The sequence below is a fragment of the Nocardiopsis alborubida genome (assembly GCF_012396365.1).
GTDB classification, from domain to species: Bacteria; Actinomycetota; Actinomycetes; order Streptosporangiales; family Streptosporangiaceae; genus Nocardiopsis; species Nocardiopsis alborubida.
In genome coordinates, this window is the sequence record NZ_JAAXPG010000016.1 from 102,655 (window position 1) to 123,886 (window position 21,232).

Below are 21,232 nucleotides of genomic sequence, written 5' to 3' on the forward strand. Positions count from 1 at the left end.
CTCGCTGCGCGTTGGGCCCGGCACCGCTCAGGGCGCGTCGCCGATCGCGGTGCCCGCCGCCTCGCGGCGGGCACCGCCCGCACGGATCCGCCCGGTGATCCGGTCCACGTCCCAGCGCTCGACCGCCGCCAGCGGCGCACCCGCCTCCCCGCGCAGGGCCTCGGCCCGCTCCAGCAGCCGCGCCGCCCGGCCGTGCCCGCCCGCCAGCGCGTGCGCCCCGGCCAGCCCCTCCAGTGCCAGGGCGACCGCCCGCGGGTCGCCGCTGCGCTCGGCCTCCCTGTGGGCCTGCGTGTGCAGCTCCAGCGCCCGGTCCGCCCGGCCGCGCTGTTCGGCGACGAACCCCAGCTGGGTGAGGATGAAGGCGGTCCCGATGCGGCCGTCCACGCGCCGGTTCCAGTCCAGGCGGCGCAGCAGTGACCGCTCAGCCAGGTCGAGGTCGCCACGGCGGCGGGCGGTCAGGGCGATCCCGGCGTCCGCGAACTGCTCGCCCAACGGGTCCGCGTGCTCCTCGGCCACCCGCAGCGCCCGGGTGTGCAGCTCGTCGGCACGGTCCAGGTCCGCGCCGAGCAGGGCGACCCTGCCCAGACCGGAGAGCTTGAGGGAGACCGTGTGCCACAGTCTCAGGTCCTCCGCGATCCGCAGGCCCTCCTCGTGGAGCCGGGCCGTCTCCGCCAGGTCGCCGTGCGCCTCCGCGACCTGGGCCAGGACGTCGCAGGCCCGAAGGATCCCCCACCGGTCGCCGAGATCGCGCAGGGCGTGCTCGGCCTCCCGTGCTCCTCGCCGGGCCCCGACGAGGTCCCCCCGGGTGAAGGCCGCCTGGGCGAGGACGGTCCGCGCGACCGCCGCCGTCCACGTGTCCCCCGCCCGCCGTGCGGCGTCGCGGGCACGTTCCAGCCGGGCCGCCGCCTGGGCCGGATCGCCCAACCCCCGGCGCGTGAACTCCGTGAACCAGGACAGGCGGGCGTGCGCGACCGGGTCGTCCACCCGGGCCAGGTCCTCCTCGACGGTGGCTCTCCACCTCAGGTCGTCCTCCGAGGCGGGCACCGCCAGGGCGGTCCGCCACACCCGTGCCCGGGCGCGGGCCCCGGAAGGTGCGCCGGGCACGGACAGGGCGTCGTCCAGGGCGGCGCGCGCCGCACCGGCGCGCCCGCGCAGGTACCGGTACCAGCACGCGGCCTCGGCCAGACGCAGCGCCAGACGGGCGTCCGCTTCGGCCACCGCGAAGGCCAGGGCCGCGTCCAGGTTCGCCGACTCGCGGTCCAGGCGCCGGAGCCAGTGCTCCTGGGCCGCGCCGCGCAGCCCTTCGTCCGCGCGCTCGGCCAGGTCGGCGAAGTGGGCGGCGTGCCGGACACGGGTGCGGCGCGCGTCCCCGGCCCCCTCCAGCCGTTCGAGGGCGTAGGCGGAGACCGACTCCCTGAGGTGGTAGCGGGTCCCGTCGGGGTGGTCGGCGACCACGACCAGCGACCGGTCCACGAGCGCCCCCACCAGACCCAGGACCTCGTGCGCGGGAACGGCGCCGGGGTCGGAGCACACCGCCTCGGCGGCGGCCAGGTCGCAGCCGTCGGCGTGCACGGCCAGGCGGCCGAGCACGGCGCGTTCGGCCGGGGAGAGGGGTTCCCAGCTCCAGTCGATCACGGCCCTCAGGGTGCGCTGGCGCGCGGGCGCGTCGCGGCGGCCGACCCCGAGCAGGGCGAAGCGGTCGTCCAGGCGGGCGGCGAGGTCGGCCACGCCCATGTGCCGCAGCCGGGTCGCGGCCAGCTCCAGGGCCAGGGGGATGCCGTCCAGGCGTCGGCAGACCGCCGCGACGGCGGGAGCGGTGCCGGTATCGAGGACGAACGAGGCCACGGCGGCCCGGGCCCGAGCGGTGAAGAGCCGTACCGCGCCTGAGGCGGCGAGCGCGTCGGGGTCGTCGGTGCCGGGGTCGGGCAGGTCCAGCGGGGGCAGTGCGTACAGGTGCTCCCCGGTCACGTCCAGGGGGACCTGGCTGGTGGCCAGGACCCGCAGGTCGGGCACGGCCCCCAGCAGGCGGGCGACCGTGTCCGCCGCGGGGCCGACGACGTGTTCGCAGTTGTCGAGGACGAGCAGGGCGTCGCGGCCGCGCAGGAGTTCGGCGATCCGCTCGTGCGGGGCGGCCTCGGGCGCGAAGGTGTCGTCGCGGACTCCCAGGGCCGCGGCCAGGAGGGGGACGGGGTCGCCTCCGGGCGCGAGTACGGAGAGTTCCACGAACAGGGCCGTGCCGGGGGCCAGTGCGCGGGCCGCCGCCAGGGCCACTCGGGTCTTGCCGACCCCGCCGGGTCCGGTGAGGGTGACCATCCGCTGGGCGCCCACCAGGGAGCGCAGCGCCCGCAGGTGCTCGTCCCGGCCGATGAGGTCCCCGACCGGTGCGGGCAGCCCGGCGGCGGGGACGGCCGTCCTGTGCGCGGCGGGGGCCGCGGCGGCGCCCGGCGGCGGCGCGGGGCGCGGGGTGGGGTTCAGGGACGGGTCCTGGGTCAGGACCGCCCGGTGCAGGGCCGTCAGCTCGGGCCCGGGGTCGATCCCCATCTCGTCGGCCAGCCGTGCGCGCAGCCGTTCGTAGGCGGCCAGGGCCTCCCGTTGGCGGCCCGCCCCGTAGAGCGCGCGGACGTGAGCGGCGTGCAGGCGCTCGCGGTAGGGGTGGCGGGCCGTGGCGTCGGCCAGCTCGGCGGCCAGCGCCGCGTGCTCTCCGAGGTCCAGGCGCGTCTCGGCCCGGTCCTCCAGGGCGGTCGCCCGCAGCTCCTCCCAGTGGGCTGCGGCGGACAGCACAGGCTCGGTGTCGGCGAACTCCGCCAGCACGGGCCCGCGCCACAGGTCCAGGGCGCGGGTGAGCAGGTCCGCGCGCCCGCGCGGGTCCGCGACCCGCGCGGCCCGGCGCAGGAGGTCCTCGAACCGGGCGGCGTCGACGTCGTCAGCCGCCAGCAGGTAACCGGGCGCGCGGTGGCGGACCAGGGCGCGGGAGCCGGGTTCGGCGCGTTCCAGGTCGCCGCGCAGCTGGGAGACCCGGGCCTGGAGGACGGCGGCCGGGCGCGCCGGAGGGGTGCGGCCCCACAGGTCCCGCACGAGGCGGTCGGCGGGTACCAGGCGCCCCCGGGCCAGCAGGAGGGAGGCCAGCAGGGCGCGCACCTTGGTGTCGCGGATCCGGACGGGCTCACCGTCGTCGGTCCGCACCGTCAGCGGACCCAGCACCCCGAAACGCATGACGCAACCGTAGCGATCCCGTAGGACACCCGTGGCGGCCGCCGCCACCGTGGTCCTGTGAGGGGCGGTGAGGCGCCGCCCTCCGGACAGGACGGGGTGAGGGACGATGGGGAACTACGCGGGCAAGCGGGCCGTGGTGATCGGCGGGACGCACGGTATGGGGATGGGGGTGGCCGAGGCACTGCTCGCCGGAGGGGCCCGGGTGCTGCTGACCGGGCGCGGCGGGAGGAACCTGGAGGAGGCGCGCGGCCGTCTGGGGCCGGGGGCGCACGTGGTGCGCGCCGACGTGGCGGACCCGGCCGACACCGACGCGCTGGCGGAGGCCGTGCGCGCCGTGCTGGGCGGGATCGACCTCCTGCACGTGAACGCGGGCACCGCGGAGCTCGGCCCGTTCGAGGAGGTGACGGAGGAGTCCTACGACCGCATGTTCGCGGTCAACACCAAGGGGGCCTTCTTCACGGTCCAGCGACTGGCGCCGCTGGTCGCCGACGGCGGGGCGATCGTGTTCACCACCGCGGTGACGAACATGACCGGTACGCCGGGGATGAGCGTGTACACGGGCGCCAAGGCGGCGGTGCTGGGCTTCAGCCGGGTGCTCGCCTCGGAACTGCTGCCGCGCGGCATCCGGGTGAACTCGGTCGCGCCGGGCTTCACCGACACTCCGTCGATGGGGATCGTGGGCGTCGAGGGCGCCAAGCGCGAGGAGTTCATGCGCGTGGGCGACGCGGCCACGCCGATGGGCCGCCACGGCACCGTCGAGGAGGTGGCCCGCGCCGTGCTCTTCCTCGGGTTCGAGGCCACCTTCACCTCGGGGGCGGAGATCCCCGTGGACGGTGGTCTGGGGCTCGGTCTGAGCACCACCCTGTAGTCGCTTCGGGGCCGGTCGCGGCGGAGGGGCCACGGCGGTGCCGGCCGGTCCCCCGCGCGGGTCGGTGCCGGGAGCGGGACCCGCCGGTGCCGCTCCCCGCCGTGCGCGGGTCGGGCCCGCCCCGCGCGGTGGGGGAGACTGGTGAGGGTGAGCACCGAGAACAACCGCCCCGGCCCGCCCGTGACCAGCCCCTCGATCATCCTGCTGACCCTGGCGCGCGGTATCGAGACCGAGCTGAACACCGCCCTCGCCCCCCTGGACCTCACGGTCGCCCGGCTCGGGCTGCTCGGCCACATCTCCGGGGTTCCGGGCGTCTCGTTCAGCGACCTGGCGCGGATGTCGGGGATCACGGTCCAGAGCGTGCACGGCTCGGTGAAGGCGCTGGTCGCCGCCGGACTGGTGCGCGACCACACGTCGCGGGCCGGGGCCGCCTCGGCGATCGAGATCACCGACGAGGGCGCCCGTCTGCTCGACGCGGCCAAGCAGGCGGTGGCCGCGGTGGACACCGCGATGTTCGGGCCGGACGCCGACCCCGTGCAGCGGCGGGTGGGCGAGGCCGTGCGCGCGGCGTTCGGCGCCCCGGGCGCCTCCTGACCGGCGGTCCGCCGCCGGTCCCGCCTCCCAAGGGGTCTCCGGGGGCGCGAAGCGACCCCTCCTTCAGCCTGCCTGAAGCCAGGGATATGCTTCAGCCACCCTGAAGGAAGAAGGAGATCCCATGGAACACCTGCTGCTCTCGGTCCACGTGCTCGCCGCCATCGTGTTCGTCGGCGGATCGACCGCCGCGGCCAGCCTCTTCCCGCGGTTCGCCCCCGTCGCCGTGCCCGCCACCGTCGGCGCCGCCGACGCGGGGACCGCGGGCACGCCCACGGGCGACCGCTCCCCCGGCGGACGCGAGACGGGCGAGCGCAACGCCGCCGTGGCCGCCCTGCTGCACCGCACCACCGGCGGCTACGCCGTCGCCGGAGTCGTCGTCCCCGCGGTCGGGATCGCCCTGGCCCTGCTCCAGGGCCGGATGGGCGAGATCTGGATCATCGTCTCGATGCTGCTCACCGCCGTCGCGGGCCTCATGCTGGCGGCGCTGATCCACCCCCGCCAGCGCGAGGCGCTCCGCGAGCCCGGCGACCCCCGCGCGCTGCGCACGCTGTCGATGATCACCGGGATCTACAACCTGGTGTGGGCGTCCGTCGTCGTGCTCATGATCGTCCGCCCGGGCTCGGGGACCTGACCGGCGCGGCCCCCGGGCCTGGCCCGTCGGGAACCGGCGGAGACCATCCGGCCCAGGACGGTGCCCCTGGCTCGGGATAGGTGTGACGCGGGTGGGGAATGGTGCCGGAAGCGGCGCGTACCCGCGCCGCCTCCGGCCACGTGTGGGGGTTAACAAAGATGTCTCAGCGGGTACAAGGGGTGGTCTCCCGGTCCAAGGGGGCCCCGGTGGAGATCACCACGGTCGTCGTGCCCGATCCGGGCCCCGGCGAGGCCGTGGTCAGGGTGCAGACGTGCGGGGTGTGCCACACCGACCTGCACTACCGCGAGGGCGGCGTCAACGACGAGTTCCCCTTCCTGCTCGGGCACGAGGCCGCGGGCATGGTGGAGTCCGTGGGCGAGGGCGTGACCACCGTCGCACCGGGTGACCACGTGATCCTGAACTGGCGTGCGGTGTGCGGGGACTGCCGCGCCTGCCGCCGGGGGCGGCACCAGTACTGCTTCGACACGCACAACGCCGAGCAGCGGATGACCCTGGAGGACGGCACCGAGCTCTCCCCCGCCCTGGGCATCGGCGCGTTCGCGGAGAAGACCCTGGTCGCCGCGGGGCAGTGCACGAAGGTGGACCCGCAGGCCTCGCCCGCCGCGGCCGGTCTGCTGGGCTGCGGGATCATGGCCGGGATCGGCGCCGCCATCAACACCGGCGGCGTGGGCCTCGGGGACTCGGTCGCCGTCATCGGCTGCGGCGGCGTGGGAAGCGCGGCCGTCGCGGGCGCGCGGCTGGCCGGAGCCGGGCGGATCATCGCCGTGGACCTGGAGGACCGCAAGCTCGAATGGGCGCGCGGCTTCGGCGCCACCCACACCGTCAACGCCTCCTTCGCCGACCCGGTCGAGACCATCCGCGACCTGACCGGCGGTTTCGGCGCCGACGTGGTGATCGACGCCGTGGGCACCCCCAGGACCTACGAGCAGGCCTTCTACGCGCGCGATCTGGCGGGCACGGTCGTGCTGGTGGGCGTGCCCACGCCGGAGATGCGCCTGGAGCTGCCGCTGCTGGACGTGTTCGGCCGCGGCGGTGCGCTGAAGTCCTCCTGGTACGGCGACTGCCTGCCCTCGCGCGACTTCCCCGTGCTCATCAGCCTCTACCTCCAGGGACGCCTGGACCTGGACGGCTTCGTCACCGAGGAGATCGGACTCGGCGAGGTCGAGGAGGCCTTCGCCCGGATGGAACGCGGCGACGTCCTGCGCTCGGTGGTGGTCCTGTGAGCGGCGCGCGCGTGGAACACCTGACCACCTCGGGGGTCTTCGCCCTGGACGGCGGGGAGTGGGAGGTCGAGAACAACGTCTGGATCGTGGGCGACCGCGACCAGGCTCTGGTCATCGACGCCGCGCACGACGCGGACGCGATCCTGGGCGCGGTGGGCGACCGCGAGCTGGTGGCGGTGGTGTGCACACACGCGCACAACGACCACGTCAACGCGGCCCCGGCGCTGGCCGGGGCCACGGGTGCGCCCATCCTGCTGCACCCGGCCGACCGGGTGCTGTGGGACATGACCCATCCGGACCGTGCGCCCGACGCCGAACTGTCCCAGGGACAGGACATCAGGATCGCCGGGACCACGCTGACCGTCCTGCACACCCCGGGGCACGCCCCGGGCGCGGTGTGCCTGTACGCGCCCGAGCTGGGCGTGCTGTTCAGCGGAGACACCCTGTTCCAGGGCGGCCCGGGGGCGACGGGACGGTCCTACTCGGACTTCCCCACGATCGTGGAGTCCATCCGCGACCGGCTGTTCAGCCTGCCGGAGGACACGGTGGTCAACACCGGGCACGGGGAGTCCACGACGATCGGCGCCGAGGCCCCGCACCTCCAGGAGTGGATCGACCGGGGCAGCTGAGGGGCCCGCGGTCCGGCCCGGGGCCCGGGCCGGACCGCCCCCACCCGTGGACCGGGGCGGGGCCGGGGACCGCACCGCCGCTGCCGCCGTCCGCTCAGGCCCGGCGAGCGGTGGTGAGGCGGGCCCCGTACTCCACGGCGGCGAGCACCGCCGGTACCAGCCGCCCGGAGAGCCGCGCCAGCCGGTCCGGGTCCAGGGCGACGCGCAGCGCCCCCGGCGCGAAGGTGGCCAGCGCGCGCCCGACCAGGGGATCGTCCCGGCGCGCGCGCAGCCCGGCCACCGTGCCCGGCCAGTGCTGTTGCTGCACCGCGCCGAAGGCGGCGGCGGTGGTCCAGAGCGCGAACAGCGGACCGGAGTCGCTGCCCAGGTGCTCGGCGCAGTCCCGGCGCAGCTCCTCCGGCGCCGCGCCCCACTCCGCCAGGACGTCCGCTGTGGGCCGGTGCGCCTCGGGCACGTCGTTGCCGGTGTCGATGACCACGGCCTCTCCGGTGTTCCAGCGCAGGAACGGCAGCAGCGGGGGCAGGTCCAGGACCTGCCCGTCGAAGCGGGCGCCCTCCGCGGCGAAGCAGGCCGAGCGCCGGAGCCCGTGGCCGTCGTTGCCCTTGATGCTGGGCAGGTCCTCGTGCTCGACCAGGTTGGGCGCCGCGACCAGGGTGGAGGTGCCCCGCTCCCGCAGGAACCGCAGGGCGGCGCGGTCGTCGGAGCGGCCCTCGGCGTCCGCCATGAAGCGGCCCATGTCCACGGCCAGGTCCCGCGGCAGGAGCAGGGCCAGCGTGGGCATGTAGGGGTTGACCACCGGGACGGCTCCGGCACCGGTGAACACCGCCCACCGGGCCAGACAGGCGGTGCGCGAACCCCATTCCACGAAAAGGGAGAGCGCGGCCCCGGAATGCCTTTCCGCCGCGGCGCGCACGGAACCGGCGAAATCCGCACAGACGCGGACGTCGTCCTGGAGGACGAGGTGGTGGGTGGAGTCGAAGCGTTCCGCGCTGGAGAAGGCGACCTGGGAGGCGCGCAGGGAACTGGGCGGCCCGTCGGGCTCGGGGTCCACGGCGAGGCAGGCGTCCGCGATCCCCAGGGAGTCCAGGACGCGGCGCGCGTCGGCGATCCTGCGGGGGTGGGTCATGACGGACGCGGACAGCACGACGGAGGAAAGGGGGTTTGGCATATGTCGAGAATAACCGGAAAACGGCCGCCCACAAGGCCCGGGGAAACAATTTTTCTTCCCCAATAAACCCTTACCCGGCCAGAGTAGCACACGTCTTATGTGAATTGCCATTCCGCTGTTCCCGGCATACGGACGCACCGGGGAACGGCGGGGGTTCCGCGCCGCCGCGCTTCGATCGGGGCGTTCCGGCAATCGCGCCAGCGGCCCGTTCGCCGGCCCGCTCCGGAGCGGTCGCCCCGCCCTCCCGGGAGTCCCCGCGTCTTCGTACGCGGCGGAGTCGGCTGCGGCGGGGAGAGATCCCCGTCAAAAGCCCCCCGCGAAAAGCCCTCGGAGAGGAGGCGCCGAGGGCGCCTCCCGGCCGCGAAAGGCCTTCTTCGGCGAAGCGTTCCACGCCGCGCGGCCCGCACCGCCCCGAAACACCGGTCGGCGCTCCCGCCCGCACACGGCCGTCGCACGACGGCGGAACCGAGGAGCGGGACCCCGCGCACGGAATTCTGTGAGCTCCCGGGAAACACCCTCCGCGTCCGCCCTTTTCTTCACAGGGCGCGCGACACCGAAAAGCGCGTTTCGCCCAGCGGAACTACCATCGAGTAACCATGACGAATCGAGCACCACGCGACCGGGAGGACGAGCGGAACCCGGCGACCCGATAGCGCCCCCTCCCCTCATGGGCGTCGTCACAGCGAACCGAATCCCTTTACCAGCAGGGCGTTCAAGCACCGTAATTCGGATCACTCGACGTGTTGGGTAAAGCGGGGATTGCCTGCTCCTAGCCTTGTGTTGGAGGCGGAAGTGATCCCGGGACCCTCTGGTCCCCTCATGGGACTTCTGCTGGCGCCCCGCCCGAAGGCGGTTCACGGCGCCCCCGCGTACCGCGCACCGCCTGTCGATACCTCTCCCCGCGTTGGAGCCTCGGTGACCCTTGCTTCCGCACGTCCGAACCGTCGTGCCCCGATCACCACGGACGTCCAGGTCCTCCCGGACACCCAGAACGTCCCGTCCACCCACGACCCCCTGAACCACCAGGACGTGCCGGCGCAGGCCGGACCGGCCCGCCAGGACACCACCGCCGCCACGGCCCGGACGCGCCGCCGCACGCTGCTGCTCGTCATCGTCCTCGGCGTGCTGTCCGCGATCGGCCCGCTCGCCACGGACCTGTACCTGCCCGCGCTGCCCCAGATCGCCTCCGACCTGGGCACCAGCGAGGCCAGCGTCAAGCTCACCCTGACCTCGGTGATGGCCGGTCTGGCCCTGGGCCAGCTCGTCATCGGTCCGCTCAGCGACCGGTGGGGGCGCCGCGCGCCGCTGCTGGTCGGCATCGGCGTGTTCACCGCCACCACCCTGGCCATCGCGACGGTGGGCAGCGTGGAGATGTTCAGCCTGCTGCGCTTCGGCCAGGGGCTGTCGGCCGCGGCCGGACTGGTGATCTCCCGCGCGATCGTGCGGGACGTGTTCGACGGCGACGCCGCCGCCACCTTCTTCTCCCGGCTGGTGCTGCTCTCCGGTCTGGCACCCATGCTCGGTCCGATCCTGGGCGGCCAGCTGCTCTTCTTCGGGCCCTGGCAGCTGCTCTTCGCCGTGCTCGGCGCGACCGGGTTGGCGACCTTCGCCCTGGTGCTGTTCGGCCTGCCCGAGAGCCTGCCGCCCGAGCAGCGCGAGCGGGTCAGCCCGCGGGCGCAGCTGCGCGTGTTCGGCCGCCTGCTGCGCGACGTCCGCTTCACCGCTCCCACGCTCACGCTCGCGCTGAGCTTCGGGATGAGCTTCACCTACATCTCGACGTTCTCGTTCGTGGCCAACTCCCGTTTCGGGGCGAGCGCCCAGGAGTTCAGCCTGGTGTTCGCCGTGACCACGCTCGGGATGATCATCGGCAACCAGCTGAACGCCTACCTGATCCGCCGGGTCGAGATCCACCGCCGCCTGTTCCTGGGCCTGGCCGGGTCGATCGCCTCGGTGACCGCGCTGGCGGCCCTGGGTGCCTCGGGCGGAGCGAGCCTGGCGACGGTGACCGCCGCGCTGTTCGTGATGATGGTGTTCACCGGGCTGGTGTCGCCGAACGCCACCGCGCTGGCCCTGGACGGGCAGCCGCCGAAGGTCGCCGGAAGCGGCTCGGCCCTGCTGGGCACGCTCCAGTTCGGCATCGGCTCCGGCCTGGCCTCGACCGCGGGGCTGACCGGCCCGGTGAGTCTGGCCAGCATGACCACGGTCATGCTCGCCACGGCCGTGGCCGCCGCGGTGGTGTTCACCGCTTTCGCGGTGCGCACGCGACACACCGCGCTGGCCGCCGCCTGAGTGTCGGTGCGCACGGCTAGTGTGATCCGCTCGTTCAGGCCAGATCCAAGGAGCGCGACGTGTTCCCCAGCCCCCAGGCGCAGTCCCTGACCAACGAGGCACCCGGTGTGTGGGAGGAGGTGCTCCCCCACCTGGCGGAGTCGGCCGCGACGTGCTGGCTGACCGTGACGCGCGCGGACGGCCACCCGCACACCCGGCCGCTGCTGGCGGTGTGGGTGGACGGGCAGCCCTTCTTCGCGTCGGGCGAGGGCACCGCCAAGTCCCGGCTACTGGCCGCCTCCCCGCAGGTGAGCCTGGCCTTCACCACCGGTCTCATGGACGTGGTGGTGGAGGGCACCGCCGAGCGGGTACAGGACCCCGGCCTGCTGGGCCGGGTGGCCGCGGCCTACGCCGAACGCCACGGGTGGGCTCCGGCCTCCGGGGACGGCGGGCTGACCGGCCCGGAGGGGGCGCCGACCGCGGGGCCGCCGCCCTACCGGGTGTTCACGATCCCCCCGTCGACGGTGTTCGCCTTCCCGGTCTCGGAACTGCCGCACGGCCCCACCAGGTGGCGGTTCGACGTGTGGCCGTGAGCCGGGGACGGCGCGGACCCGGCGGAGGGGCGGGTCTCCGGAGAAGCGGGAGACGGGACCGGGTGAAACGTCGCGTCTCGCGGGTAGGTCTCCGGCGAAGACAACACGACCTCCCACCCCCAATCCCCTGGAGGCAGAGAGTGCGAGTACGCATCGTTCTTTCGACCCTCGTCGTCCTGTGGCTGCTCATCGGGTTGATCGCCGCGTTCCAGCGCGGTCTTTTCAGCGATGACGAGACCTCGTGCTCGACGCTGGGCCACACCGTCGGCACCATCTTCGTCGGGCCGCTGAACTACATGGGGGTCAATCCGACCATCGAGTGCCCGCCCCTGCCCGAGCCCTCCGAGTAGCGGATCCGGCGCCGTGCCCCCGTCGGGGCGCGGCGCCGTTCGGCGCCCGCCGACCGGGACGGCGCGCCGGAGTTCGGTTTCCAACGCGTCCGCCGGTTCCGGCCGGATCCGCGCGACCTCGGTGACCAGCAGCGCTGTCAGGGCGCCGAGGGCCCGGAGCAGTTCCTCCCCGGTGAGCGCGCGGACGAGTGTGGCCTCCGGGGAGGCGGTGAACCCGGCGGGCAGCAGGTGCGCGCCCTTGTCGAACACCGTGGGACGGTCCAGCCGCAGGCACGCCGCCGTCTGCTCGCGCGGGTCGCGTCGGGGGCATGGCGGCGTTCCTCACTCGTCGGTCGGCGCGCTCGCAGGGAACGGTAGTGGGCGCGCCGACCGGAGTCGAGCTTCTCGATCGCGGCGCGCAGCGTCCACCCCACCGCCTTCTGCACCAGTTCGTGGGCGTCGCCCAGGAGCATCTCTGACAGCGCGAAGCGGTGCGGTGGCCATGACGGCACGGTAGACGGTCCCGGTGACGCTCGGCGCGGACGGCGTCCGCGAGAGGACGGCCCCCGCGGCGTCCTCACGGCGGCGCCGCGCGCCTCATCCGCGGTCGCGCCTGTCCTGTCCCATCTCCTCGCGCAGCTGCCCCAGGACGCCGTTGAGGAGCCGGGACACGTGCATCTGCGAGTAGCCGAGGCAGTCGGCGATCTCGGACTGGGTGTGGTCGCCGAAGAAGCGGAGCCTGAGGATCTCGCGCTCGCGTTCGGGCAGGCGGGCCAGGGCGGGCTTGAGCGACTCGCGCTGGACCACCAGCTCCAGGTCCCCGTCCTCGCTGCCCAGGTGGTCCTCCAGCCGGGTGCCCTCCTGGCCGTCGGCGTCGGAGGTGTCCGGGGCGTCCAGCGACAGGGAGCGGTAGGACTCCGAGACCTGGATGAGTTCGCTGACCTCGGCCTCGGGCAGCCCCATCTCCTCGGAGAGTTCGCGGAGCGCGGGCGTGCGCGCGTGGGCCTGCTGGAAGTCGTTGAGCGCCCGGCGCAGCCTGATCCGGTTCTCCTGGTGGCGCCTGGACACGCGCACGGCCCAGGTGTGGTCGCGGAAGTGCCGCTTGATCTCGCCGGTGACCGTGGGCATCAGGTAGGAGATGAACGGTTTGCCGCGGTCGGGGTTGTAGCCGTGGATGGCCTTGACCAACCCGAGCATGGCGGTCTGTTGCAGGTCGTCCAGCGGTTCGCCGCGGCCGTTGTAACGGCGCGCGAGCTTGTTGACCAGCGGCTGGTAGAGGACCACCACCTGCTCGCACAGGTCGTCGGCCCGCGGATCGCCCCTGTCCAGGCCGTGGAGTTCGACGAGTATGTCCTCCGCGGAGGGGTCCTCGTCCCAGGCCGGTCTGCGTGGTCCGGGAATGACGGGTGTGTGGTCAGAGGTCTTGTGTGTCGTTTGGGGAACGTTGATGGACAAGAGGAAGCCCCCGGTGTCGTGTCCTGTTCGGTTCCTGGTGTCTGCCCGGAGGGCAGTGGGCCGACGGCGCGGCCGCGCTGTCGGTCGAGGTAGGAGACTGGGATCCGGCGGGGGATGATCTCGATGTGAGGAGTACGTTCCCTCAGGAATGGACTCAAAAGCCGCGGAGAGAAAATTTTTCGACATGGGGAAGAAATCATCCCGCGCTCGCTCACGGCGACCGGAAAGCACGGAAAAAGCGCCCGCGCCCCACGGGGAGCCCCACACCTCCGCTGGTCACAGCGGCCAGACCTCCCCGCTCATTGGCGTCCCACCTGTCGGCACCGACCCCGCCCCCACGCACCGACCACACTTCCCTGGGCAATGTTGATTTTACTCGAACGTGAGTTCGATTCGTTTTTCCGGCGAATATAAACGCTGCCTAAAAAACCAGGGCACCGGGTGGACGCGCCTCGGGAAAGGGCGCTCCGACCCCGGGGGCGGGCGTGTTCCCTGCCGGGCCCGCCCGCCGTCCCCGGACACCGGGGACCTCCGTGGGGCTCCGGGGAGGGCACTGCTCCCGCGGTTCCGGGGCGTCTCAGTCCGCCGGCTGCGGACGCAGCAGGTCGGGTTCGATGTAGATGATCGTGGCGATGGGCACCGCCTCGCGGATACGCCGCTCCGCCTCGTCGATGGCGGCGGTGACGCGGCGGGCGTCGTCCTCGGCGTCCACGGCCACCTTGGCCGCGACCAGCAGCTCCTCCGGTCCCAGGTGCATCGTGCGCATGTGGATGACCGCGTCGATGTCCGCGCAGTCCAGGATGGCCCCGCGGATGCGGCGGATGTGCTCCTCGCTGGCCGACTCACCGATGAGCAGGCTCTTCATCTCCACCGCCAGGACCACCGCGAACACCATGAGCAGCAGGCCGATGGCCCCCGAACCGAGCCCGTCCCAGACTCCGTTGCCGGTGATCAGTGTGAGGCTGACCCCGGCCAGGGCGAAGACCAGGCCGATGAGGGCGCCGGTGTCCTCCAACAGGATCACCGGCAGTTCCGGGGCCTTGGTGCGGCGGATGAAGCCGAACCACCCCACCCGGGCGCGCGCCGTCCTGGTCTGGCGCATCGCGGTGCGCAGCGCCGTCGACTCCAGGACGGCGGCCACCAGCAGCACCACGACGGGGACCCACTGCCAGGAGGTGATCGGGTGCGGGTCGCGGATCTTCTCCCAGGCCTCGTACAGGGCGAACAGCCCGCCGAGGGTGAACAGCACGATCGCCACCAGGAAGGCGTAGACGTAGCGCTCGTGGCCGAAACCGAAGGGGTGTTCCCGTGTGGCCGTGCGCCTGGCCCGCCGCCCGCCGACCAGCAGCAGGAGCTGGTTGCCCGAGTCGGCCACGGAGTGCACCGACTCCGCGAGCATCGCCGACGAGGCGGTCAGGAGGTAGGCGACGAACTTGGTCACGGCGATCCCGAGATTGGCCGCCAACGCCATGACCACGGCCCTCGTGCTGTCCTCGCCACTCACGGCGTCGCCCCCTCGTCAGCCGCGGACCGCCCGGCCCGGAGACAGGGGGTGGTCCGCGCGGCCGTATCGGCCCTGGTCGCCCGCGGCGGCCAGGGCCTCACCCCGAACCGTCCCAGGTTCCGGGGAGGCCGGTGCACGCGCAAGCACCCCCGCCGCCGTGTCGGGCCGCGGGGGCGCTGTCGGAGCTCTAGGACCGTTCGGCGGCGCGGGAGCGCACGCGCAGCTCGACTCCGTCCAGGAGCCAGTCCAGCCCCTGCGAGAAGGCCTCCTCCGGAGTCGGGCCCGCGGTGGTCATGCGTTCGATGGCCGGGTAGCGCCCCGCCCCGCCCGCGCGGGCGGCCAGGAAGGCCTCCTGGACCGTGTCCCACGTACGCCCGTCGGGAGCGGTCCAGGCCTCGGCCCGGTCAGCCTGGACCACCAGGGCGACGTGCCCGCGGACGTAGCCGTCCACGGCCTCCACGACGGTCAACGCCTCGTGGCCGCTCAGCCCGGTGCCGTCGAAGACCCGCACGGCGGAGTCGGCCCAGGCGAAGGTGTGCGGGCCGACCGGCTGCCCCGTGCCCGTGAGTTCGACGAGCCAGGGGTGCTCGCGGTAGGAGCGCAGGTCCTCGTGGGCCCATGACCAGACCTTCTCCCGCCAGGTGCCGGTGCGGGTGTGGGGCAGGACCGCCTGGCCGACCATCGTGTCCACCATCAGGGCGATCAGGGCCGACTTGTCGGGAACGTAGGTGTAGAGCGTGGCGGCGCCCACACCGAGCCGGGCGGCGACCCTGCGCATGGACAACGCGTCGACGCCCTCCTGCTCCGCGACCTCCATGGCGGCCTCGACGACGCGCTCCGCGGTGAGGTTGTGCCGGGGGCCGCGCCGGGGCCGCCGAGGGCCGTTCCACAGCAGTTCGAGCGTGGCCGTGGGGTCGTGGGCGTACGCCACTCTTGCCTCCTCGAAAAAACTCCGTACACTGTTCGGACAAGGTCGAACAGTGTACGGAGTTTACCCCCGGGAAGGCGGCCATGCCGGACAAGCCCCACTCCACGCCCCCATCCGGCACCGGGTCCCCCGCCCCGAAGGCCGCACGCCCCCGGGTGGGCCCCGTGGCCTCGGCCGTCCTGGTGTTCGGTGCCGCCACCCTGGTCGGTGTGCTCGCCGCGGCCGCCTCGACGCTGGCTCCGGGCTCCGCCGGAGACCCCGACTCCCTCTCCGCCCTGGCCGTGCGGGCCGCCCTCTTCACCGCGCTGGTCCCGCCGCTGCTGTGGGCCGCCCGCCGCTTCCTGGACCGCGCGCCGACTCCCGCGTTCGGCCTCGCACCCGGGAGACGGTTCGTCCCGCCGGCCGGCGCGCTCGCCGTCCTCCTCGCCTCGTCCGTGCTCCTGGGCGCGGCGTCGGCCCTGGGCGCGGCCTCCCTGGACACCGGTGCGACCGGGGAGGCCGTCCTGACCCTGGTCGTCCTCCTCCCCCTGCTCCTGGCGGCCCAGATCCTGCCCGAGGAGCTGGTCTTCCGCGGCTACGCGCAGCACCACCTGGACCACCGGTTCTCCCCCTGGGCGGCCCTTCTGGGCCAGGCCGTCCTGTACACGCTCTTCGTCGCCGCGGTCACCGGCACGCCGGGACTCTCCGGCGAGGTGTTCCTCCTGGGCCTGTTCCTCGGAGCCCTGAGAACGACCGCCGGGGAGGTGTGGACGCCGCTGGCCGCGCGAACGGCCCTGACCGCCGTCGGTGTGCTCTCCGACGGCCTGGGCCTGCGCCTGTCCTCCGCTCCGGAGCTGTGGCAGGCGCTGCTCTCCTTCGTCCCGGCCCTGGTCGCCTTCTGGGTCGTGCACCTGCTGCACGGCCGCGTCCGGGGCCGGGCGGACGACCCCTTCCCGGATGCGGGCGGGCCGCGCCGCCCCCTGGTCCAGAAGGGGATCCTGTACGACGTCGGTTCCAGCTACCTGCCCGGCCAGAGCTCCCGGCAGCGGTGGCGTCCGGATGTGGTGGACCGGGAGATGCGGGTGATCCGCGAGGACCTGCACTGCACGGCGGTCACCGTGTTCGGCGAGGACCCCGGGCGGCTGGAGGAGGCGGCGGGCCTGGCGCTGGACCGGGGGCTGTACGTGTGGATCCAGCCCCGCCTGGTCGACGCGGCGCCCGGGGAGCTCGCGGCCCACCTGGGCCGGACCGCGGAGGCGGCCGAACGGCTGCGCCGCGACCACCCCGGGCGGGTCGGCCTCAACGTGGGCTGCGAGATCAGCGTGTTCGCCACCGGAGTGCTGCCGGGCCGCGACTTCGACCGACGCACGCGCGCGCTGGGGCTGCTCTTCCCCCTGCTGCCGTGGTTCGACCGCAGGCTCAACCGGCTGCTGCGCGAGCTGGCAGGCACCGCGCGCGCGAGGTTCCAGGGGCCGCTCACCTACGGTTCCGGCGCCTGGGAGACCGTGGACTGGACACCGTTCGACGTGGTCGGCGTCGACTACTACCTGGACGAACTCACCCGCCGCACCTACCGGCAGGGGCTGCGACGGCTGCGCGCCCACGGCAAACCGGTGGTCGTCACCGAGTTCGGCTGCTGTTCCTACGCGGGCGCCCGGGACAGGGGCGGCTCGGGCTCGGACATCCTGGACTGGAGCGACCCGGAGGACCGCAGGGTCAGTGGCGGGCACGTCCGCGACGAGCGGGTGCAGGCCGACCTCATCGGCGACCTGCTGGACGTGTTCGAGACCGAGGAGGTGCACGGGGCGTTCGTGTGCATGTTCATCGAGGGGGACTGCCGTTACTCCCCCGATCCCACCCGTGACCAGGACATGGCCAGTTTCGGAATCGTGCGCCCGCCTCCGCTGGAGTCGGGGCTGTCCCCCGACGACGGCCACTGGGAGCCCAAGCTGGCCTTCCACACCCTGGCCGCCCGCTACGCCGGGGAGGCGACCGACCACACGGCCTGAGCCGCCGGCGACCAGCCTCCGCCCCCGGCCGCTGGTCCGGCACCGCGCGGAGCGGCTGCGGGGCCCGGGGCGGCACGGCCCCGGCGCGTCGTCCGTCAGGCCATGCGTTCGCGCAGTTCGCGTTTGAGGATCTTGCCGGAGGCGTTGCGCGGCAGCCCGGCCACCACCCGCACCTCCTTGGGCGCCTTGAAGGCCGCCAGTCGGGCGCGCACGTGCTTCACCAGGTCGTCGGGCAGGGTCTCGGGGTCGGCCTCCCCGGTGGGCACCACGAACGCGGTCACCGCCTCGATCCATTTCGCGTCGGGCACACCGACCACCGCGGCCTCGGCCACTCCGGGGTGGGTGTACAGGACGTCCTCCACCTCACGGGAGGCCACCAGCACGCCGCCGGTGTTGATGACGTCCTTGATCCGGTCCACCACCTCGATGTAGCCCTCGGCGTCGGCGCGCACCAGGTCGCCGGAGTGGAACCAGCCGTCCCGGAACGCCTCCTCGGTCTCCTCGGGCTTGTCCCAGTAGCCCTGGCACAGCTGCGGCGACCGGTACACCACCTCGCCCAGCTCGCCCGGTGCGACGTCGCGCCCCTGACCGTCCACCACCCGCAGTTCCACGAACAGGGCGGAGCGGCCCGCGGAGGCGGGGCGCGCGTCGTGCTCCTCGGGGCGCAGGACGGTGGCCAGCGGGCCGATCTCGCTCTGCCCGAAGCAGTTGTAGAAGCCCAGTCCGGGCAGGGTCGAGCGCAGCCTGTCCAGCACCGGGCCGGGCATGACCGAGGCCCCGTAGTAGGCCTTGCGCAGGCTCGACAGGTCGCGCCGGGCGAAGTCGGGGTGGCCCGCCATCGCCACCCACAGCGTGGGCGCGGCGAAGAAGGCCCCGTGCCCCGCCGTCTCGATCCGCTCCAGCAGGTCGGCGGGGTCGGGGGACTCCACCAGGGTGTTGCGCGCCCCGACCGCCAGCCACGGCATGAGGAAGACGTGCATCTGCGCGCTGTGGTAGAGCGGCATGGCGTGCAGGGGCTCGTCGTCGGCGGACAGGTCCAGGCCCGCCACGCAGGACAGGTACTCGTGCACGAGCGCCCGGTGGGTCATCATCGCGCCCTTGGGGCGGGAGGTGGTGCCGGACGTGTACAGCAGCTGCACCAGGTCGGTGTCGCGGACCTCGGCGTCCAGTTCGGGCACCGGCCCCTCCAGGCTGTCGGCGAGCAGCGAGCCGGGGCCCTCCCGCAGCTCCAGCACCTGTTCCACACCGGTCTCGGCGCGCAGCGCGTCCACGGCCGAGCACAGGGCGGGGTCGGCAAGGACGATGGTGCTGCCCGACTGCTCCAGCAGGTAGGCCAGTTCCTCTCCCTGGAGGGCGAAGTTGACCGGCACGTGGACCAGCCCCGCCCGGGCGCAGGCCAGGAACCCGACGAGGTAGGCGTCGGAGTTCCTGCCGTAGGCCGCGACCCGGTCGCCCCGGACCGCGCCGAGGCCGAGCAGGCGTGCGGCGGCGCGGGTGACCGCGGCGTCCAGGGCGGCATAGGTCCAGGTGCGCCCGCCGAAGACCAGCGCGGTACGCCCGGGGGTGCGTGCCGCGCTGCGCCGGAGGATGTCGTCCACGGTGCTGGATGTCGTCGAACCGGTCATGTCCTGCCTCCCGACCGTAGGTACGGCCCCTGGGGCCGTCGGCAGCACCCATCCTGCGGCGCGCCGGGCCGCGCTGGCAACACCCGGCCGTGTCCGGTGCCCGCCATGGCGAGGCGCGCGGCGGGCAGGCCCCGCCGCGCCCGTACGCGGTACCGCCGTGGCGGCACGGGTCAGCTCTTGAGGAACTCCAGCAGGTCCTGGTTGAACCTCTCCTTGTCGCCCGGGACGAGGGCGATGCCGTGGGAGCCGCCCTCGTAGACCTTCAGGGTGGCGTCCGGGATGATCTCCGCGGACTTGCGGCCGGTGGCGTCGATCGGCACGACCTGGTCGTCGTCGCCGTGCACCACCAGGGTCGGGACGTCGAAGCGGCGCAGGTCCTCGGTGAAGTCGGTGTGGCCGAAGGCGTCCACGCACCTCACGCCGGCCTCGATGGCCTGGTGCATGGCCATGAACCAGAAGGCGTCCCTGTTGCCCTGGGTGACCCTGTTGCCGGGGCGGTTCCCGCCGAAGAAACCCTCCGCGGTCTCCCTCCAGAACTGCGAGCGCTCCCTGAGGACGCCGTCCTTGATCCCGGTGAGGACCTCCTCTGGCACGCCCTCGGGGTTGGTGTCGGACCTGACCATGACCGGCGGGACCGCGGACAGCAGGACGGCCTGGCGCACGCGCCGGGTGCCGTGGCGCCCGATGTAGCGGGCGAGCTCGCCGCCGCCCATGGAGTGGGCCACCAGCGTGGCGTCCTGGAGGTCCAGGTGGTTCATGAGGTCGTTGAGGTCGTCGGCGAAGGTGTCGAAGTCGTAGCCGTTCCAGGGCTGGCCGGAGCGGCCGTGGCCGCGGCGGTCGTGGGCGAGGCCGCGGAAGCCGTTGTCGGCCACCCACTTCATCTGGTCCTCCCACGCGTCGGCGTTGAGCGGCCAGCCGTGGACGAAGACGACCGGACGGCCGCTCCCCCAGTCCTTGTAGAAGATGTCGACGCCGTCGCGGGTGGTCACGTAGGCCATGAGAACTGTCTCCTTGTGCGGATGGGGCCTCGCCCCGGGTCGCGCCGTGCTCACCCCCGGGACGGGGCGCACGGGCCACGTCCAGATTTCCCTCCGCGCTGACCTGTGAAAACCCCGGTTCCGCAAGCATGGCGCAGGCTTTGCGAGAGTGCGGTGGCACCCGGGTCGCCCCGCCCGCACGGGGACGGAGCGCACCCCTTGCCACGGCGGATCCCATGGCCCTACGTTGTCGGTTGTCGTGCAACCACCGGGCGGGAGCAGCATGAGGATTCTTGTCGTGGGAGCCGGAGCGGTCGGCGGCTACTTCGGAGCGCACCTGGTCAGGGCGGGCCGGGACGTGGACTTCCTCGTCCGCCCCGCCCGCGCCGCGCTCCTGCGCAAGCACGGCCTGCGCGTGCGCGACGTGCGGGGACGGGTGGAGGCGGTGCCGGTCCGCACGGTCACCGCGGACCAGGTGGGCCCCGGCTACGACCTGGTGGTCGTGGCCGTCAAGTCGTACGGGTTCGACGAGGCCCTCAAGGACCTGTCCCCCGCCGTGGGCCCCCGGACGGCGGTGCTGCCCTTCCTCAACGGCATGCGCCACGTCGACGCCCTGGTCGAGCGCTTCGGCGCCGACCGGGTCTACGGCGGCGTCGCCATGGTGATGACGCGCCTGGGCGACCTGGGGGAGATCGTCCAGGTCGGCACCATGGGCCAACTGGTCTACGGGCCGCTGGGCGGGCGCCCCGTCGTCGCACCGCAGGACGTGCACGCCGCGCTGGACACCGGGGACCACACCGCCACCTCCGCCGCGGACATCCGCCAGGAGCTGTGGGACAAGTGGGTGTTCCTGGCGACCCTGGGCGCGTGCACCTGCCTGATGCGCGGCCCCATCGGCCGGGTCAACAGCGCGCCCGGCGGCCAGGAGTTCACCGCCGCGGTGTTCGCCGAGGCCATCGCCGTGGCCACCGCCTCCGGCCACCCGCCGGGCGAGGCGGCCCGCGAGAGGGCCGACGCGGTCATCGCCGACACCACGGCCTCGACCACGACCTCGATGTACTGGGACCTGACCCACGGCAACCCGGTGGAGGCCGACCACATCATCGGCGACCTGGTCTCCCGGGGACGGGAACTGGGCGTGCCCACGCCGCTGTTCTCCCTGGCGTACACGCACCTGGGCGTCTACGAGCAGGGACGTACGTAGTACCGGTGGCACGG

At 73.6% G+C, this 21,232-nt stretch carries 17 protein-coding genes; 10 read left to right on the plus strand and 7 right to left on the minus strand.

Translation table 11 applies throughout. The annotated features are described in order from the left end of the window. Positions 1-27: 27 nt before the first annotated feature. The gene (locus HGB44_RS32485) at positions 28-3,213 is read right to left on the minus strand and encodes an ATP-binding protein (protein WP_061083598.1); all 3,186 of its coding nucleotides are present in this window, start codon (positions 3,211-3,213) and stop codon (positions 28-30) included. A 106-nt stretch (positions 3,214-3,319) separates the two neighbouring features. On the opposite strand from HGB44_RS32485, the gene HGB44_RS17930 reads away from it, so the two are divergent. The 5 genes from HGB44_RS17930 to HGB44_RS17950 all read left to right on the plus strand — a co-directional run bounded on the left by HGB44_RS17930 (position 3,320) and on the right by HGB44_RS17950 (position 7,179). Then, the gene (locus HGB44_RS17930) at positions 3,320-4,081 is read left to right on the plus strand and encodes an SDR family oxidoreductase (protein ID WP_061083599.1); all 762 of its coding nucleotides are present in this window, start codon (positions 3,320-3,322) and stop codon (positions 4,079-4,081) included. Between the two features lie 147 nt (positions 4,082-4,228). Then, a complete protein-coding gene (locus HGB44_RS17935) occupies positions 4,229-4,675 on the plus strand; it encodes a MarR family winged helix-turn-helix transcriptional regulator (RefSeq protein WP_061081123.1) in 447 nt (148 codons plus the stop codon). Between the two features lie 121 nt (positions 4,676-4,796). Further along, positions 4,797-5,306 carry a hypothetical protein gene (locus HGB44_RS17940; protein ID WP_061081070.1) on the plus strand — a complete coding sequence of 170 codons (510 nt, stop codon included), beginning with the start codon at positions 4,797-4,799 and terminating at the stop codon, positions 5,304-5,306. 158 nt (positions 5,307-5,464) lie between these two features. Beyond that, positions 5,465-6,550, plus strand: coding sequence for an S-(hydroxymethyl)mycothiol dehydrogenase (locus HGB44_RS17945; RefSeq protein WP_061081071.1), 1,086 nt, complete (start codon positions 5,465-5,467; stop codon positions 6,548-6,550). Then, on the plus strand, positions 6,547-7,179 hold the full coding sequence (locus HGB44_RS17950) for an MBL fold metallo-hydrolase (protein ID WP_061081072.1): 633 nt from the start codon (positions 6,547-6,549) through the stop codon (positions 7,177-7,179). The genes HGB44_RS17945 and HGB44_RS17950 overlap by 4 nt, the downstream gene beginning before the upstream one ends. Positions 7,180-7,273: 94 nt before the next feature. On the opposite strand, the gene HGB44_RS17955 is transcribed toward HGB44_RS17950, so the two are convergent. Then, positions 7,274-8,347 (minus strand): hypothetical protein, encoded by a 1,074-nt coding sequence (locus tag HGB44_RS17955; protein WP_061081073.1) that lies wholly within the window; start codon positions 8,345-8,347, stop codon positions 7,274-7,276. 915 nt (positions 8,348-9,262) lie between these two features. Here HGB44_RS17955 and HGB44_RS17960 point away from each other — a divergent pair. From HGB44_RS17960 to HGB44_RS17970, 3 genes are all read left to right on the plus strand, one after another. Further along, positions 9,263-10,636, plus strand: coding sequence for a multidrug effflux MFS transporter (locus tag HGB44_RS17960; protein ID WP_061081074.1), 1,374 nt, complete (start codon positions 9,263-9,265; stop codon positions 10,634-10,636). A 59-nt stretch (positions 10,637-10,695) separates the two neighbouring features. Next, positions 10,696-11,208, plus strand: coding sequence for a pyridoxamine 5'-phosphate oxidase family protein (locus HGB44_RS17965; protein WP_061081075.1), 513 nt, complete (start codon positions 10,696-10,698; stop codon positions 11,206-11,208). A gap of 140 nt (positions 11,209-11,348) precedes the next feature. Beyond that, positions 11,349-11,558 carry a hypothetical protein gene (locus tag HGB44_RS17970; RefSeq protein ID WP_017567061.1) on the plus strand — a complete coding sequence of 70 codons (210 nt, stop codon included), beginning with the start codon at positions 11,349-11,351 and terminating at the stop codon, positions 11,556-11,558. Positions 11,559-12,134: 576 nt separating this feature from the next. Here HGB44_RS17970 and HGB44_RS17980 read toward each other — a convergent pair. The 3 genes from HGB44_RS17980 to HGB44_RS17990 all read right to left on the minus strand — a co-directional run bounded on the left by HGB44_RS17980 (position 12,135) and on the right by HGB44_RS17990 (position 15,427). Beyond that, positions 12,135-12,992, minus strand: coding sequence for a SigB/SigF/SigG family RNA polymerase sigma factor (locus HGB44_RS17980; RefSeq protein ID WP_061081076.1), 858 nt, complete (start codon positions 12,990-12,992; stop codon positions 12,135-12,137). A 577-nt stretch (positions 12,993-13,569) separates the two neighbouring features. Then, positions 13,570-14,496: a cation diffusion facilitator family transporter gene (locus HGB44_RS17985; protein WP_061081077.1), complete on the minus strand. Its 927-nt coding sequence runs from the start codon at positions 14,494-14,496 to the stop codon at positions 13,570-13,572. A 187-nt stretch (positions 14,497-14,683) separates the two neighbouring features. Beyond that, positions 14,684-15,427, minus strand: a complete 744-nt coding sequence (locus HGB44_RS17990) for a TetR/AcrR family transcriptional regulator (RefSeq protein WP_061081078.1) — start codon at positions 15,425-15,427, stop codon at positions 14,684-14,686. 80 nt (positions 15,428-15,507) lie between these two features. On the opposite strand from HGB44_RS17990, the gene HGB44_RS17995 reads away from it, so the two are divergent. Beyond that, positions 15,508-17,412, plus strand: coding sequence for a CPBP family glutamic-type intramembrane protease (locus tag HGB44_RS17995; RefSeq protein ID WP_061081079.1), 1,905 nt, complete (start codon positions 15,508-15,510; stop codon positions 17,410-17,412). A 95-nt stretch (positions 17,413-17,507) separates the two neighbouring features. Here the strand turns inward: HGB44_RS17995 and HGB44_RS18000 are convergent, their stop codons facing one another. Together HGB44_RS18000 and HGB44_RS18005 are read right to left on the minus strand one after the other, a co-directional pair. Then, positions 17,508-19,037, minus strand: coding sequence for an acyl-CoA synthetase (locus tag HGB44_RS18000; protein ID WP_061081080.1), 1,530 nt, complete (start codon positions 19,035-19,037; stop codon positions 17,508-17,510). A 170-nt stretch (positions 19,038-19,207) separates the two neighbouring features. Next, positions 19,208-20,035 (minus strand): alpha/beta fold hydrolase, encoded by an 828-nt coding sequence (locus HGB44_RS18005; RefSeq protein WP_061081081.1) that lies wholly within the window; start codon positions 20,033-20,035, stop codon positions 19,208-19,210. Positions 20,036-20,297: 262 nt separating this feature from the next. Between HGB44_RS18005 and HGB44_RS18010 the strand changes: the two genes are divergently transcribed. Further along, positions 20,298-21,218 (plus strand): ketopantoate reductase family protein, encoded by a 921-nt coding sequence (locus tag HGB44_RS18010; protein ID WP_210751815.1) that lies wholly within the window; start codon positions 20,298-20,300, stop codon positions 21,216-21,218. Positions 21,219-21,232 lie beyond the last annotated feature (14 nt).

Excerpts from the sequence above, each read along its gene's own strand:
- HGB44_RS18005 (WP_061081081.1), bottom strand. The coding sequence starts at position 20,035 with ATGGCCTACGTGACCACCCGCGACGGCGTCGACATCTTCTACAAGGAC.
- HGB44_RS17940 (WP_061081070.1), top strand. The coding sequence starts at position 4,797 with ATGGAACACCTGCTGCTCTCGGTCCACGTGCTCGCCGCCATCGTGTTC.
- HGB44_RS18000 (WP_061081080.1), bottom strand. The coding sequence starts at position 19,037 with ATGACCGGTTCGACGACATCCAGCACCGTGGACGACATCCTCCGGCGC.
- HGB44_RS17995 (WP_061081079.1), top strand. The coding sequence starts at position 15,508 with ATGCCGGACAAGCCCCACTCCACGCCCCCATCCGGCACCGGGTCCCCC.
- HGB44_RS17945 (WP_061081071.1), top strand. The coding sequence starts at position 5,465 with ATGTCTCAGCGGGTACAAGGGGTGGTCTCCCGGTCCAAGGGGGCCCCG.
- HGB44_RS17930 (WP_061083599.1), top strand. The coding sequence starts at position 3,320 with ATGGGGAACTACGCGGGCAAGCGGGCCGTGGTGATCGGCGGGACGCAC.
- HGB44_RS18010 (WP_210751815.1), top strand. The coding sequence starts at position 20,298 with ATGAGGATTCTTGTCGTGGGAGCCGGAGCGGTCGGCGGCTACTTCGGA.
- HGB44_RS32485 (WP_061083598.1), bottom strand. The coding sequence starts at position 3,213 with ATGCGTTTCGGGGTGCTGGGTCCGCTGACGGTGCGGACCGACGACGGT.
- HGB44_RS17955 (WP_061081073.1), bottom strand. The coding sequence starts at position 8,347 with ATGCCAAACCCCCTTTCCTCCGTCGTGCTGTCCGCGTCCGTCATGACC.